Raw genomic sequence first — 14,721 nt, 5'->3', positions numbered from 1 at the left:
AAAAATCTATTTCAAACCAATCCTTCAATTGACTATTTGGAATTATATGTAAAATGATTTATATTTTACGAAACCAATCCTCATCATTATGAATGAAGACTTTCTGCATTTTGTTTGGCAAAACAAACTATTTCAGCCGGGTAATTTACTAACGACTGATGGACAAAAACTGGAAATAATACATCCGGGAATAATAAACAAAGATGCCGGACCAGATTTCTTCAATGCAAAAATTAAAATTAACAATACCTTATGGGCAGGTAATGTTGAAATTCACAGTGCCGAAACAGATTGGTACAATCACAAACACCATACTGACGGAGCGTACAATAATGTTATTTTACATGTTGTACAATCAGGCAATGGAAACACCCTTACCTCTTCAGGAAGAGAGGTGCCTGTTTGGCAAATGACTCTATCTGATCAGCTGACAGCAAAATATCAGTCATTATTTTTTAACGATAAATGGATTGCCTGCGAAGATCAATTATCAACCATTGATCCAATGGTATTATCGCAATGGATCGACCGCATTCTTGTTGAGCGCCTGGAAGAAAAAAATGAATTGATTAATCAACTTCTAAAAACCCATAAGAATAATTGGGATCAGGTATTTTTTATATTGTTGTCACGAAGTTTTGGCTTTGGAGTCAATGGTCTTCCATTTGAAATGATGGCAAAGCAAACTCCATTAAAATTTATCCTGAAGCACTCTGATAATATTAAACAAACAGAAGCATTGCTCTTTGGTCAGGCTGGCTTTCTGTTAAATATTCAGTCAAAAGATGAGTATACAACCAACCTTCAAAAAGAATACGAGTTTTTAAAACATAAATATAACCTAAAGCCAATCGAAGGTCATATATGGAAATTTGCCAAAATGCGACCTTCTAATTTCCCTACTGTAAGATTAGCCCAGCTGGCAATGTTATTGCATCAAAATAAAGGATCTTTTGAAAAAATATTAAGTGATATCAATGCAAAAACTTTTGTCAACCTATTAAACATAAAGGCTTCTGACTATTGGAACAATCATTATCAACTGGGCAATCCAAGTAAAAAAGAAGCTCCAAAGCATTTAGGAACATCTTCTGCTCAAAGAATATTATACAATACTGTTTATCCTTATTTATTTGTTTATTTCCATAAAAACAACCTTCAAAACAGAAAAGAAATTCTGGTGGAATCACTTTATAAACAGACTACTGAAAAAAATTCCATTACTATCAATTGGGAGAAGGCAGGCGTTAAAATTGAGAATGAAGCACAAGCACAGTCATTGATTTTTCTAAAAAACCGCTACTGCAATCACAAAAAGTGTTTAAATTGCCGCATCGGACATAAAGTACTTAGCAGAAATTGAAAAACCAACAATCATTATATCACGAGACCATAAGAGCTTTACTAATCTCTGCCGGATTATTAGTTTTAACTATTTCGGCCGGGTCAGCTGGTTTTACCCTACTCGAAGGATATCGTCTACTTGATGCTATTTACATGACAGTCATTACTATGGCCACCGTTGGCTTTAGTGAAGTAGTACCTTTATCCGACACCGGAAAGATTTTTACCATTTTTCTTATTATTTTTAGCTTAGGAATATTTGGTTATGTTATTACACAAATAACACGTGTTATTTTTGAAGGCGTTTTACATCAATCATATAAAGCTTATCAGTTGAGAAAGAAGATAGTCAAATTAGAGGATCATATTATTGTTTGCGGTTACGGTAGAAACGGCTATCAGGCATGTGTTGAGTTGGCTGAACACGGCGAACAATTTGTGATTATTGAGAAAAGAGATCATGTAGTAACGCGTATATTGGAAGAACCCGACAACCTGTACGTCCAGGGTGATGCCAGTTCGGAAGAAGTATTGGATGCTGCGCAGATTAGAAAAGCCAAAGCCTTAATTACCGCATTACCCAATGATGCCGATAATATGTTTGTTGTATTAACGGCCAGCGAGATGAACCCGACTTTAAAAATAATTAGTCGCGCTAGTGACTTTAGATCGGATACAAAACTGCGTCGTGCCGGAGCAACCAATGTTATTATGCCCGATAGAATTGGTGGTCAGCGGATGGCCAAACTGGTTACTCAGCCCGATGTGGTTGAATTTATTGAATACATACTTCTGCAACGTTCTAAAGATGTTCAGTTAAAAGAAATAAGCTGTTCAAAATTGGCGGTTGCCAATTATAAGAAAACAATACGAGAATTAAAGCTAAGAGAAAAGTCAGGAGCTAATCTGGTGGGAATAAAAACGGGTGAAGGAGCTTATATTTTTAATCCATCACCCGATATTGAAATAACACCTGCCGATAAATTATTTGTATTAGGAGCGCCCGGTCAATTAACTAAATTTGAAGACCTGTTAAACGATACCGACCACATTGAAAACACTACCATTGACAATGTGATATAGAAATAAATTAACTAATAATTTACATTCCCAACCAAACCTTTTTACAAAGTTGAAGTATAAGCACTAATTGTTGAATTTTCTAAATAAATGTGAATGCAAATTAATTTTTGGTTCGCTTTTTGATAGATGATAACCAGTTTTAAAACCCAAATACTTAAAACATGAATACAAAAAAGATTTTAGGAATAGGAATCTTCTCACTTGCTTTGGCTGCAAGTATGGTTAGTTGTAAATCAAAAGAGAAGGTTAGCACCAACAGTGAAGTTGGAACCATTTTAGAAGACATGCCTTGTGAAGATAAAGGTCGCTCTGATAAAAACTATTATCGTGCCAGCGCTATGGCTACCAGCTCAGACTTAAGCCTTGCCAAAGAAAAAGCCTTGTTAAATGCCAAGCAACGTTTGGTAACTCTAATTAATTCAAACACAAAATCGGTTACCGACCGTTATGTAAACGAACGTGAATTTGGTGACGCTTCTGAATTTGAACAAAAATTTGAGAACCTTACCCGCGAAGTAGCTGACGAAACCATCTCAAACATTGTGGTTGCCTGTGAAAAAGCCAGTGTTCTTGACAACGGTAAATACCGTGGATTTGTTGCTATTGAAGTTAGCAAGGAAGATATCATGAATGGCATTAACAATAAACTTTCACAAAACCAGAAACTTCAGGTTGATTACGACAAAAAGAAGTTTGAAGAAATTTTCAATCAGGAAATGCAGAAGCTAGCCGAAGAGCAAGGTTACTAGAGCAAACCTAAAAAGAACATTTAAAATCCTGAAGTTGTAAAAAGCTTCAGGATTTTTTTATTTTTACATACTCGTAAAAAATTAAAGACAAACAACTTGTCATCTCAATATTAATATCTATCTTTGCACCCTCAAATTATATATTAAACATTTTTGTTATGTACTTATCAGCAGAAAAGAAGCAAGAAATCTTCGAGAAGTACGGAAAATCGAATTCTGATACTGGTTCACCAGAAAGCCAGATAGCATTATTTTCTTTCCGTATCTCGCATTTGACTGAGCACTTAAAGTCAAATCGTAAAGATTATAGCACAGAGCACGCTTTGAGAAAAATGGTAGGTAAACGTCGTAGTTTACTTGATTACTTAAAGAAAAAAGATATCTCAAGATATCGTGCTATTATTGCAGAACTTGGAATTCGTAAGTAAGCAATACGCTAAAAGAACAGAAAGCAGTTTTCGAAAGAAAGCTGCTTTTTTTGTGCTCTGAATTGCCAAACAAGTGAGCTTTGAATAAAAATTGATGATGTCAAGATGCTATAAGTTAAAAAATAAACAGTTTTTACACATTATCTTAGGATATTGCATATCTTTGGCGGGAATATAGAAGGATAAAAAAAGAATAAGAAAATTGTCATGATTAAACCATTTGAAAAAGTTATTGAACTAGGTGATGGCAGAACAATTACCATTGAGACTGGTAAATTAGCTAAGCAAGCTGACGGCTCGGTAGTCGTTAAAATGGGTAATACCTATTTATTGGCGGCAGTTACATCTGCAAAGGAAGCAAAACCTGATGTAGACTTCATGCCCCTAACTGTTGAATACAAAGAAAAATATGCTGCTGTCGGACGTTTCCCTGGTGGATTCCAGAAAAGAGAAGCTCGTCCGTCGGATTATGAAATATTAGTATCTCGCTTAATTGACCGAGCGTTACGTCCACTTTTCCCTGAAGATTATCATGCTGACACATTTGTTACTGTTAATTTAATTTCGGGAGACGAAGAAATTGCTCCTGATGCATTGGCAGGATTAGCTGCTTCGGCTGCATTGGCTGTTTCAGACATTCCTTTCCACGGACCTATTTCAGAAGTGCGAGTGGGTCGTATTAACGGTGAAATGAAAATCAATCCTACCGTATCAGAAATGGCAAATTCAGATATGGACATCATCGTTGCAGCAACCATGGATAACATTATGATGGTTGAAGGTGAAATGGATGAAGTATCTGAAGCTGAATTATTGGAAGGAATGAAAGTAGCCCACGATGCTATTAAAGTTCAATGCCAGGCTCAGATTGAAATGATGGAAGCGTTGGGTAAAACCGAAAAACGCGAATACTGTCACGAAGATAACGACGAAGAATTACGTGAAAAAGTTTGGAAAGCTACTTACGACAAAGCATACGAAGTTGCTAAATCAGCCAATCCAAACAAACACGAGCGTATTGATGCCTTTGGCGCTATCTGCGATGAATTTATTGCAGAAAACTACAACGAAGAAGAAGATGAAATCCCAACAGGATTAATCAAAAAATACTATCACGATGTAGAGAAAGAAGCTGTTCGCAAAGTAGTTTTAGAAGAAAAGGTTCGTTTAGATGGTCGTAAGACTGACGAAATCAGACCTATCTGGAGTGAAATCGACTACTTACCTGGACCTCACGGATCAGCCGTATTTACACGTGGTGAAACTCAATCGTTAACAACCGTTACATTGGGTACTAAAATGGATGAGAAATTAGTTGATGATGTAATGAATAAGAGCTACGATCGCTTCTTGTTACATTACAACTTCCCTCCTTTCTCAACAGGTGATGCTCGTCCGGCACGTGGTATCAGCCGTCGTGAAATTGGACATGGCAACCTGGCTTACCGTGCTCTTAAAGGTATGATGCCTGAGGATTATGCATACACTGTTCGTATTGTTTCTGATATTTTGGAATCAAACGGATCATCTTCAATGGCAACAGTATGTGCCGGAACATTGGCGTTAATGGATGCCGGCGTGCCTGTTAAAAAGCCAGTTTCAGGTATTGCAATGGGATTAATTACCGATACTGAATCTGGTAAATTTGCTGTATTGTCTGATATCTTAGGTGATGAAGATCACTTGGGTGACATGGACTTTAAAGTAACAGGTACTCGCGAAGGTATTACCGCTACTCAGATGGATATTAAAGTAGACGGATTATCTTACGAAATTCTGGAAAAAGCATTAAACCAGGCGAAAGCGGGACGTATGCACATTTTAGATAAGATTGCCGAGACTATCACTGAGCCACGCGAAGATTACAAACCTCATGCTCCTCGTATCGTATCATTCGATATTCCTAAGGACATGATTGGATCTGTTATCGGACCTGGTGGAAAAATCATTCAGGAAATTCAAGCGGTTACTGAAACTGTTATTACTATTGAGGAAGAAGGTAATATTGGTAAAGTAGCCATTTCAGCAAGCAATAAAGAATCGATTGATGCAGCCGTTGCTCGTGTTAAAGGTATTGTTGCTGTTCCTGAGGTTGGTGAAGTGTACAAAGGAAAAGTAAAATCAATTGTTCCTTTCGGAGCATTTGTTGAAATTCTTCCTGGTAAAGATGGCTTACTTCATATTTCTGAAATTGAGTGGAAACGACTTGAAAAAGTGGAAGACGCTTTGAAAGAAGGTGAAGAAGTAGAAGTAAAATTAATTGAGGTTGACCAGAGATCTGGCAAATTAAAATTATCAAGAAAAGTACTTCTTCCTCGCCCGGAACGCAAGCCAAAACCAAAAGCAGAATAAGCATTTGAGTAATATATATCAAGGCCGACTCAATGAGTTGGCCTTTTTTAATACATACAAACTTTTCCCAATCTTAATGGTTCAATTAAACAACTTTCAGATTAAATATGGATAGACTGACAACATACAACAAGCTTAATGACCAACTTGAAAAGATACCCAAAGCACAAATTCGTTCTTTAAGCTTGGCAGTTCTGCCTCGTTTGATGGGTGCTATCGATAATCAAAAAGAAAAGTGCCATCACTGTGAGAAGTTTAACGATGAAGGAGAAAAGTATGTAAATAATATACAGGATCTTTTTAATGATCCTAGAGCTTTGAAACCCTTTGAAAACTGGGTTGAACAATCTCAACAACACTTAAAACAAGAGCATCATTTACATGTGAAGGGAAGAATTGGAGCCACCTATTCTACTGTTGGTATGCTTGCCGGTATACTTCTTCCAGCAATGTATGTATGGCTATCATCCGAAACCAACTATATGGGATTTGTTAGTGTTGGCTGGTTGATTGGCCTGACAACTGGCTATGTCGCTGGCAAAATAGTTGAAAGACGCTTGAGCAAAGAGAATAAGTTATACTAAACAATCTTATCTTGCTTCACTATTATCGTTAAAACATATCTCTCTTTATTTTTGACTATCAAATTCTTCACTTCAATAATTAATTTGAAGTAAATACATTGCAGAAATGAATAACATAGTAAGGCATCTTAACTGAATGAATAAACTCAATAAAAAATATCTGGTAATTGAAGGCAACATAGGCACCGGCAAATCCACTTTAGCCCAAATGATCAGTAAAGATTTTGATGCCAGACTGGTGATGGAGACTTTTGCTGATAATCCTTTCTTACCCAAATTTTACAATGACCAGGAAAGATATGCTTTCCCTCTGGAGCTTTCTTTTTTAGCTGAAAGATATAAACAACTTAAAAAAGATTTTGATACTGCCGACCTCTTTCATGAGTTGACATTGGCCGATTATCACTTTTTCAAGTCACTTATTTTTGCTGCCAAAACCCTACCCGAAGACGAATACAGGTTATATCGGCAAATTTTCGACATCATCTATGGGATGACTCCGGTGCCTGATTTATACGTTTATCTTCATCGACCTGTTGAAATTCTCATACAGCAAATAAAAAAAAGGGGGCGCGAGTACGAAAAAAGTATAGATACTGACTATTTGAAGAGTATTCAAGAAGGGTATTTTCAATTTTTCAAAGAACACCCCGAACTTCCTGTTTTATTAATTAACCTTGATGATATCAATTTCGAAACAGATAAGTCTGTTTACAACTCACTTATAACACTGATAAGCAAGGAATACCCCAAAGGAATCACCCGAGTTAACGTAAAGACAATATTAGGTTAAAAACAATTCTTTACAACATTGAAGGATTACTTAGATATAAAACCAATTTGGTCACCTCATTGAATTGTATTAAATTCAGATAATATCTATATTTGCAATAAATCTTACACTGATCTTTTATATTTTAAAAACATTCTTAAATTTGTAGAGTTCATCTATGAATTAAGTTCAAAAACAAATAATTGGGTAAACATTATGAAAAAAACTAGAATCAACCTATTTGCAACTCTAGCTCTTGCAGCACTTTTAGCTAGCTGTGCTGGGTTGGATAAGATGAAAAAAGGAGCACCTGAAGTTAAGTATACCGTAACTCCTGAAGTTTTGGAAGCTCATGCAGGTAAAGTAGATGTTGAAATTAAAGTTCAGATTCCTGAAAAATATTTCGACAAGAAGGTAGCATTGGAAGCTACTCCTGTTTTGGTTTATGAAGGAGGCGAAACTGCTTTCCCATCATACAAATTGCAAGGAGAAAGCGTTGAAGGTAACGAAAAAGTTATTTCGTACACAAATGGTGGTTCTTTCACTTATACCAACTCTGTTGAGTATACTGATGGCATGAAAGTTTCTGACCTTGTTGTTCGTATCACAGCTACAAAAGGAAGCAACACAACTACTTTTGACGATTACAAAATCGCTGATGGTGTAATTGCTACTTCTGAATTAGTTGCTGATCAAGGAGCACAGGCTGCAATTGGAGCAGATAACTTCCAACGTATCATTCCAGAAGAAAAATTAGCTGATATCTATTTCTTGATTCAACAAGCTAGTATTCGCGGAACTGAATTACGTAAAGAAGAAATTGCTGCTTTAAAAGATTTCATCAAAGAAGCTGAAGCTGCTGAAAACAAAGAATTCAAAGGCGTTCAAATTTCTGCTTATGCTTCTCCTGACGGACCAACTGATTTGAATACAAGTTTGGCTTCTAAACGTGAGAAAGTTGCTAAAAACTATTTATCTCGTGAGTTGAAGAGAGCTAAAGTAGAAGGAGCTAAAGAAGATGATTTCTACACTTTGAAAAACACTCCTGAAGACTGGGAAGGTTTTAAAGCTTTAATGGAAAAATCAGACATCCAAGACAAAGAATTAATCTTACGTGTTCTTTCAATGTACAGCGATCCTGAAGTACGTGAGCGTGAAATCAAGAATATGTCAGAAACTTTCAAAGTAGTTGCTGATGAGATTCTTCCTAAATTACGTCGTTCTAAAATGACTGTTAACGTTGACGTTATTGGTAAGTCAGATGAAGAAATTTCGGAATTAGCTGCCAGCACTCCTGCTGAGTTAAACATCGAAGAATTGCTTTACGCTGCTACTTTAACTGAGGATGTAGATGCTCAATTAGCTATTTACAAAGCTGCTGCTGAAAAATATCCTAAATGCTGGAGAGCTGCTAACAACATTGGTGTTACTCTTTATGCTAAAGGTGACTTATCTGGTGCTAAATCAGCTTTCGAAAAAGCTAACAGCATTAAAGGTGGTGTTGCTGAAATCAACAACAACTTAGGTGTTATTGCTCTTCGCGAAGGTGATGTTGCAAAAGCTGAAGAATATTTCGGATCAGCTGCCGGTGCAGGTGCTGAGCTTGACAATAACTTAGGTATTGTTGCTATCCACAAAGGAGAATATGACAATGCTATCCGTTACTTTGGTAACAGCACAAACTGCAACGCTGCTTTAGCTAAAATCTTAGCTAAAGATTACGATGCTGCTTTGTCAACTATCAATGCTAACACTATGGAAGTTGGTTTCAAATACTACTTAAAAGCTATTGTTGGTGCAAGAACTGGTGAGGAAGACTTAATGTTTGATGCATTACGTAAGTCTACTGAGTTGGATGGTAAATTCAAAGAATATGCAGTGAAAGATCTTGAATTCGCTAAATATTTTGAAGATGCTACATTCAAATCAATCGTACAGTAATTAATAAATTACAACATATAAAAAGGGTGACCAATGGTCACCCTTTTTTTGTTTAGATATCTTAATCGAACCTTATATAATTTGCACCTTCATATTTCAAGTATCCCTACAAACCAATTTTTCGAAAGAACTCCCATAATACAATTCCCGTTGTGACAGAAACATTAAAAGAATGCTTTGTTCCGTATTGAGGAATTTCAATACACACATCACTTTCATTCACCACCGTTTGCTGAACCCCTTTTACCTCATTTCCCAATACCAGTGCATACTTCATGTTAGATTCGGGAGTATAATCCGGCAATGAAATGCTATTCTCAACCTGTTCGATACTGCAAACCATTACACCTTGCTTCTTTAATTCTTTTATAGCATCCAATGTATTCTCATAATACTCCCATTCAACAGCATCTTCTGCTCCTAAAGCAGTTTTATGAATATCAGTGTGCGGAGGAGTTGCCGTTATTCCACAGAGCATTATTTTTTCAACCTTTAATGCATCCGAGGTACGAAATACCGATCCAACATTATTCAGGCTTCTGATGTTATCCAACACCACAATAACGGGCATCTTATCTGCCTTTTTGAATTCCTCAACACTTAACCTGTTAAGTTCTATATTCTTTAATTTTCTCATTAATCAGAATTTTGACAACAAAAATAGCACTATTCCTGTTTTTAATAGTAATCGCAAAAACATATGCGTAAAATATAAAGAACAATAATTCAGATACTAAATCCCTTTACATGAACATTCACGAATATCAAGGAAAAGAAATCTTAAAATCATTTGGAGTATCTATTCAGGAAGGCATTGTTGCATCAACACCTGAACAAGCTGTTGAAGCCGCTAAAGACCTACAAGCTCAAACCGGAACCGGATGGTGGGTTGTGAAAGCCCAGATTCATGCGGGTGGAAGAGGTAAAGGCGGAGGTGTAAAACTAGCCAAGTCACTGGAAGAAGTAAAAGAGAAAGCAGAAGAAATTCTGGGTATGACTTTAGTTACTCACCAAACAGGCCCTGAAGGAAAAGTAGTACACAAAGTTTTAATTGCTCAAGATGTATATTATCCCGGCGAAACTGATACCTCTGAATTTTATATGAGTGTATTATTAAATCGTCAAACCGGAAGAAATATCATCATGTATTCAACCGAAGGAGGTATGGATATTGAAGAAGTAGCAGACAAAACACCCGAACTAATATTTAAAGAAGAGGTAGAACCTGGAATTGGATTACAAGCCTTTCAGGCTCGAAAAATTGCTTTCAACCTGGGATTATCAGGTAAAGCGTTTAAAGAAATGACCAAATTTGTGACTGCTCTTTACAATGCTTATGTAGGTACGGATTCTTCTATGTTTGAAATTAATCCGGTACTGAAAACATCCGACAATCTGATATTAGCCGTTGATTCTAAAGTTAATTTGGATGACAATGCCTTATTCCGTCATAAAGATTACGAAGCCATGCGTGATTTAAATGAAGAAGATCCGGCTGAAACAGAAGCCTCTAAAAGCAACCTTAACTTTGTTAAATTAGATGGTAATGTGGGCTGTATGGTAAACGGTGCCGGTTTAGCCATGGCAACCATGGATATTATCAAATTATCGGGTGGCGAGCCTGCAAACTTTCTGGACGTTGGTGGAGGAGCCAATGCTGAAACTGTTGAGGCAGGCTTAAAAATCATATTAAATGATCCTAATGTAAAAGCCATCTTAATTAATATTTTTGGCGGCATTGTGCGTTGCGACAGAGTTGCCCAAGGCGTAGTGGAGGCATACAAGAAAATAGGCGAAATAAACATTCCTATTATTGTTCGTTTACAAGGAACCAATGCCGAAGGTGGGAAGAAAATTATTGATGAATCAGGATTAAAGGTATTTTCTGCTATCACTTTAAAAGAAGCATCTGATCTGGTTCAGGAGATTATGGCTTAACGTATACACTTTCATAAATAGAATAAAGGTCGTTCAATATTATTATTGACGACCTTTATTTTTATCAGTATTCTATTCTTGCTGAAAACTAGTTTTACCAGTTGACTGCTTTTCGTTTTACAGGCATTGTCATACATCGTGCCCCACCTCCACCGCGAGCCAATTCCGAACCTCCGATGGCAATTACATATTTCTCATAATCAGCCAGGTTCACTTTATTATCAATTACATCATTAGCTTTGATAATTTCATAGCCATTGTTATTCATCTCTTCCATGGTATATACATTACGGGCATATCCCATAACCTTACCAGGCGCAATGGCAAAGAAATTAGCACCACTGTGCCATTGTTCCCTTTCCTGAGTCCAAATATCAGATGATCCTCCACATGGAATTGGTTTAAGATCCATTCCCAATTCTTTCAGACAAGAGATAAGATTATCTTTCTTTTCAATAGATACTACTTCTCCATTATCAAGACTGATGAGAATTGTACTGTACCGATTTAACTTCATGATTAATGGTTCGTACACCATGCAGGCATCTTTATTTAAAAGTGTAAAAACCATATCAAGGTGGATAAATGACTCTGGCTCGCCGGGTAATTGCTGAACCACAACATAACGTTTATCTTTTTTCTGTTTTAACTGATTGATAATAAAATCAACTCCTTGCGTTGTTGTTCGGGCACTATTACCAATAATTAAAACATCATCACGGGCTATCAACACATCGCCTCCTTCAATAGTTGTTTCTGCTCCAACATTGTAATAACTGTTCGGATTAATTGTGTTGGATTTAATGTAATCAGAGTAATGAAAAATAGCCTCCATAATAATGGCTTCACGCTCTCTAACCTTATTGGCCATTTTTGATATAAGGACGTTATCATAAACACTCACACTGGCATCACGCGTAAAGAAAAAATTATGTAACGGACGCAAAGCATATCGCTCATCAGACAAGAAAGTGGTTAAAGAGTTTTTTTGAAGATCAACACCTTCTATCAATTGCCTTGCTAACTCATCAGCAGGAAGATCCAATAACAGATCTTTCATACTCAAAGCCTGCTCATAAGTACATATCTTCTCTATTAATCCTGATTTAATGGTTGGCTGTTCCAAAATACCAGTAAGCAAATCCTTTACCTGATAGGTTGGAGTAATTTTTTCTAAAACACCAGCCAACTGCTTATATTCTTCAACCGCAACAGACAGGTTAAGAATATCGCTGTACAATGCTCGCTCTGCATTGGTAGGAGTCATATTTTCAACCTCTTTACCAGGGGTATGCAATATCACTCCTTCCAATTCGCCTATTTCTGAATAAACACCTGAATCAATGGCCTTCATCATGGCAAAATAGTTTAAATTTTTATTAAAGGTCTCTTCTTTCTAATCGCAAAAATATAAACCATTAGCTAGTTAAAAAATGATAACGACCAACTTTATGTATTTATTTACAACGAAGGAGAAAAGTTAAATGACAAAGGAGCTTGTAAAGGCAACTCTTTTTTCACTTTGCTTTTACTCCATTCCTCCATTAAAGCTTGTTGATATTGTTTTGCCCGCAATCCATCGTTCAGCATTAATGCCGCTTTTAATTTATCATCTTTAAAATACATCCAACGTTTTACGGCCTTTTCATCTTCTTTAAGCACGTCATATTCAGAAGTAACTATTTTTTCATATTCAGCAGAAAACAAAAATTGATTAAACACCTCTGTTTTCAATCGATATGGCGGTTGAGTATGAGCCTCCTTTTTTGAATATATATTTATCGCAGCTAATTTTCCCTGATGTTCAGCAGCATGCCATAGACCTGTAATTACACCATTTTTATGCTGAGCCACATCACCAGCTGCTATAATATCAGGGTCTGATGTGTGCATCCATTCATCCACCATAATTCCTCTTTCCGTTTTAATTCCAGCACTTATAGCCAGTTGAATATTAGGCATGGTACCAGTACTGGCAACAACCTCATCAAACACCAATTCCTGACCTTTTAAATGAGTTTTATATTTATCTCCAACCCTTTCGATAGTAGCAACCGAAACACCGGAATACAATTCAACTCCGCGCTTCAACATTGATTCTTCAAGTGGCTGAATAAACTCATAGGGAAATAGTTTTTGTAGAGGATACTTCAATCGGCTGGCCAAAATAACCTCTTTACCTTTTCTAACTAACTGATCAGCTGTTTCTACTCCTTCAACCCCTCCGCCAATAATTAAAAATCGCTTTTTGTCTTTAGCAGCTTCCAATAACCGTTCAACGTCAGAAGCATTCTGAACTGAATGCATCTCTTCCGGTTCAATCCCCGATAAACGTGGCACAACAGACGTTACCCCAGTTGCCAGCAATAACTTTCCATATTCCACACTTTCATCATTGTTAAAATAAATGCGTTTTTGTTCTGCATCAACCGACTTGGCCCAGACATTTAACAACTCAACATTATTATTTGTATACCAAGCCTTATCAGCAATAATAAACTCATCTTTATTAAAGCCACGTACCATATTTTTGTTGATTTTGGTTCGTTTATACGGAAGGCGATCTTCGCCATAAATCAACAGTATTTTTTCTGCGTTACCCTCTTCTCGAAGTGTTCTTATAAAGCTTATCGAAGCAATACTTCCACCGACAATTATGATTGGATATTTATGAATATTCATTTTAATGTTATTTTTTTCTTTTTAATTCTTAAATTCATAACAAATCACTTGAAATAGAGTTGACTGACTTATGCATAAATTACTTTATCTGATAGTCATACTACTATCATTTTCTTTTTATAAAACTGTAGCACAAGTGCATATCAGTGCTTTAGAAATGAATTCCGGTGAAATACGTTCTATCTATCATCAAAAAATTATTTTCAACGAAAAGTATAGATCTTCGCTTGATGCCGGCTCGTATTTAGGAATAGGAAATAATGTATGGACACGTTGGGGAATAAGAGGTGGTCTGATAAGAATAGTAAATTCCAGAACATCTGTTGATGTTGGTTTTATGTATAACCATGTTACTTTTGATCATAAAATAAGTCAGGAATTCAGACCCCACCAATCAGTAATGGTGAATTATCCTACCCTTGCCAACTCTGCTATTCAACATCGTTTAAGGTTGGAAGAACGTTTTTTCATTGATGATATAAATGAAGAAAGAACAACCCGTTCTCGTATTAGATACAGAATAAATAACTCGGGAACCTTAAAAAGTAAACCAGTTGCTCCTAAAAGCTTTTTTTATCGATTATCGGCCGAGTGGAATTTTAATATCTACAACGAAATTGAAGGTGCCTTTTTATTGAGAGGCCGATATGGAATTGGTTATGGGTATCAGTTTAATTCCAGATACACAGCTGATGCAACTTATTATTTTCAGCACGATGCACAACAGGACAATAACCATCATAATATCATTCATATATTTCAGATAACACTGCGCCATTCGATACGTTTAAACTAGTATGCACTAGCCGTTTGATTTGATAAAAATCACCTGTTAAACATTGTTTATA

Annotated in this window: 13 protein-coding genes; 10 read left to right on the top strand and 3 right to left on the bottom strand. The window is 36.3% G+C overall.

Translation table 11 applies throughout. The features are described 5' to 3' along the window. The first annotated feature begins 88 nt into the window (after positions 1-88). From KEM10_RS06605 to KEM10_RS06570, 8 genes are all read left to right on the top strand, one after another. Complete coding sequence (locus KEM10_RS06605) at positions 89-1,363, top strand: DUF2851 family protein (protein WP_212215078.1); 1,275 nt, start codon at positions 89-91, stop codon at positions 1,361-1,363. Further along, entirely contained in the window at positions 1,360-2,427 is a 1,068-nt protein-coding gene (locus KEM10_RS06600; RefSeq protein ID WP_212215076.1) for a potassium channel family protein, read from the top strand. The genes KEM10_RS06605 and KEM10_RS06600 overlap by 4 nt, the downstream gene beginning before the upstream one ends. 161 nt (positions 2,428-2,588) lie before the next feature. Next, complete coding sequence (locus KEM10_RS06595; protein ID WP_212215070.1) at positions 2,589-3,176, top strand: hypothetical protein; 588 nt, start codon at positions 2,589-2,591, stop codon at positions 3,174-3,176. A gap of 158 nt (positions 3,177-3,334) precedes the next feature. Further along, entirely contained in the window at positions 3,335-3,604 is a 270-nt protein-coding gene (rpsO, locus tag KEM10_RS06590) for a 30S ribosomal protein S15 (protein ID WP_212215069.1), read from the top strand. Between the two features lie 207 nt (positions 3,605-3,811). Continuing rightward, on the top strand, positions 3,812-5,956 hold the full coding sequence (gene pnp, locus KEM10_RS06585; protein WP_212215068.1) for a polyribonucleotide nucleotidyltransferase: 2,145 nt from the start codon (positions 3,812-3,814) through the stop codon (positions 5,954-5,956). Positions 5,957-6,063: 107 nt separating this feature from the next. Continuing rightward, on the top strand, positions 6,064-6,540 hold the full coding sequence (locus tag KEM10_RS06580) for a hypothetical protein (RefSeq protein ID WP_212215067.1): 477 nt from the start codon (positions 6,064-6,066) through the stop codon (positions 6,538-6,540). Between the two features lie 136 nt (positions 6,541-6,676). Continuing rightward, entirely contained in the window at positions 6,677-7,333 is a 657-nt protein-coding gene (locus KEM10_RS06575; RefSeq protein WP_212215066.1) for a deoxynucleoside kinase, read from the top strand. A gap of 195 nt (positions 7,334-7,528) precedes the next feature. Next, positions 7,529-9,253 carry a tetratricopeptide repeat protein gene (locus KEM10_RS06570; protein WP_212215065.1) on the top strand — a complete coding sequence of 575 codons (1,725 nt, stop codon included), beginning with the start codon at positions 7,529-7,531 and terminating at the stop codon, positions 9,251-9,253. 106 nt (positions 9,254-9,359) lie between these two features. Here the strand turns inward: KEM10_RS06570 and KEM10_RS06565 are convergent, their stop codons facing one another. After that, the gene (locus KEM10_RS06565; RefSeq protein ID WP_212215064.1) at positions 9,360-9,890 is read right to left on the bottom strand and encodes an RNA methyltransferase; all 531 of its coding nucleotides are present in this window, start codon (positions 9,888-9,890) and stop codon (positions 9,360-9,362) included. 110 nt (positions 9,891-10,000) lie between these two features. Here KEM10_RS06565 and sucC point away from each other — a divergent pair, with 110 nt between their 5' ends. After that, positions 10,001-11,191, top strand: coding sequence for an ADP-forming succinate--CoA ligase subunit beta (gene sucC, locus KEM10_RS06560; protein ID WP_212215063.1), 1,191 nt, complete (start codon positions 10,001-10,003; stop codon positions 11,189-11,191). Between the two features lie 94 nt (positions 11,192-11,285). Here sucC and KEM10_RS06555 read toward each other — a convergent pair whose 3' ends face one another. Then, positions 11,286-12,548: an arginine deiminase gene (locus tag KEM10_RS06555; protein ID WP_212215061.1), complete on the bottom strand. Its 1,263-nt coding sequence runs from the start codon at positions 12,546-12,548 to the stop codon at positions 11,286-11,288. A gap of 104 nt (positions 12,549-12,652) precedes the next feature. Then, the gene (locus KEM10_RS06550; RefSeq protein ID WP_212215059.1) at positions 12,653-13,873 is read right to left on the bottom strand and encodes an NAD(P)/FAD-dependent oxidoreductase; all 1,221 of its coding nucleotides are present in this window, start codon (positions 13,871-13,873) and stop codon (positions 12,653-12,655) included. A 70-nt stretch (positions 13,874-13,943) separates the two neighbouring features. Here KEM10_RS06550 and KEM10_RS06545 point away from each other — a divergent pair, with 70 nt between their 5' ends. Further along, positions 13,944-14,669, top strand: a complete 726-nt coding sequence (locus KEM10_RS06545) for a DUF2490 domain-containing protein (RefSeq protein ID WP_212215057.1) — start codon at positions 13,944-13,946, stop codon at positions 14,667-14,669. The last annotated feature ends 52 nt before the right edge of the window (positions 14,670-14,721 follow it).

This window comes from Carboxylicivirga linearis, assembly GCF_018271995.1.
In the GTDB taxonomy this organism is placed as follows: Bacteria; Bacteroidota; Bacteroidia; order Bacteroidales; family Marinilabiliaceae; genus Carboxylicivirga; species Carboxylicivirga linearis.
Note: the sequence above shows the minus strand (reverse complement) of the source record. Positions and strands in the feature narration are given on the sequence as shown.

Bases quoted from the DNA above. Each gene is read 5' to 3' on its own strand.
- KEM10_RS06605 (WP_212215078.1), top strand. From the start codon at position 89: ATGAATGAAGACTTTCTGCATTTTGTTTGGCAAAACAAACTATTTCAG.
- KEM10_RS06595 (WP_212215070.1), top strand. From the start codon at position 2,589: ATGAATACAAAAAAGATTTTAGGAATAGGAATCTTCTCACTTGCTTTG.
- rpsO (WP_212215069.1), top strand. From the start codon at position 3,335: ATGTACTTATCAGCAGAAAAGAAGCAAGAAATCTTCGAGAAGTACGGA.
- pnp (WP_212215068.1), top strand. From the start codon at position 3,812: ATGATTAAACCATTTGAAAAAGTTATTGAACTAGGTGATGGCAGAACA.
- KEM10_RS06580 (WP_212215067.1), top strand. From the start codon at position 6,064: ATGGATAGACTGACAACATACAACAAGCTTAATGACCAACTTGAAAAG.
- KEM10_RS06575 (WP_212215066.1), top strand. From the start codon at position 6,677: ATGAATAAACTCAATAAAAAATATCTGGTAATTGAAGGCAACATAGGC.
- KEM10_RS06570 (WP_212215065.1), top strand. From the start codon at position 7,529: ATGAAAAAAACTAGAATCAACCTATTTGCAACTCTAGCTCTTGCAGCA.
- KEM10_RS06565 (WP_212215064.1), bottom strand. From the start codon at position 9,890: ATGAGAAAATTAAAGAATATAGAACTTAACAGGTTAAGTGTTGAGGAA.
- sucC (WP_212215063.1), top strand. From the start codon at position 10,001: ATGAACATTCACGAATATCAAGGAAAAGAAATCTTAAAATCATTTGGA.
- KEM10_RS06555 (WP_212215061.1), bottom strand. From the start codon at position 12,548: ATGATGAAGGCCATTGATTCAGGTGTTTATTCAGAAATAGGCGAATTG.
- KEM10_RS06550 (WP_212215059.1), bottom strand. From the start codon at position 13,873: ATGAATATTCATAAATATCCAATCATAATTGTCGGTGGAAGTATTGCT.
- KEM10_RS06545 (WP_212215057.1), top strand. From the start codon at position 13,944: ATGCATAAATTACTTTATCTGATAGTCATACTACTATCATTTTCTTTT.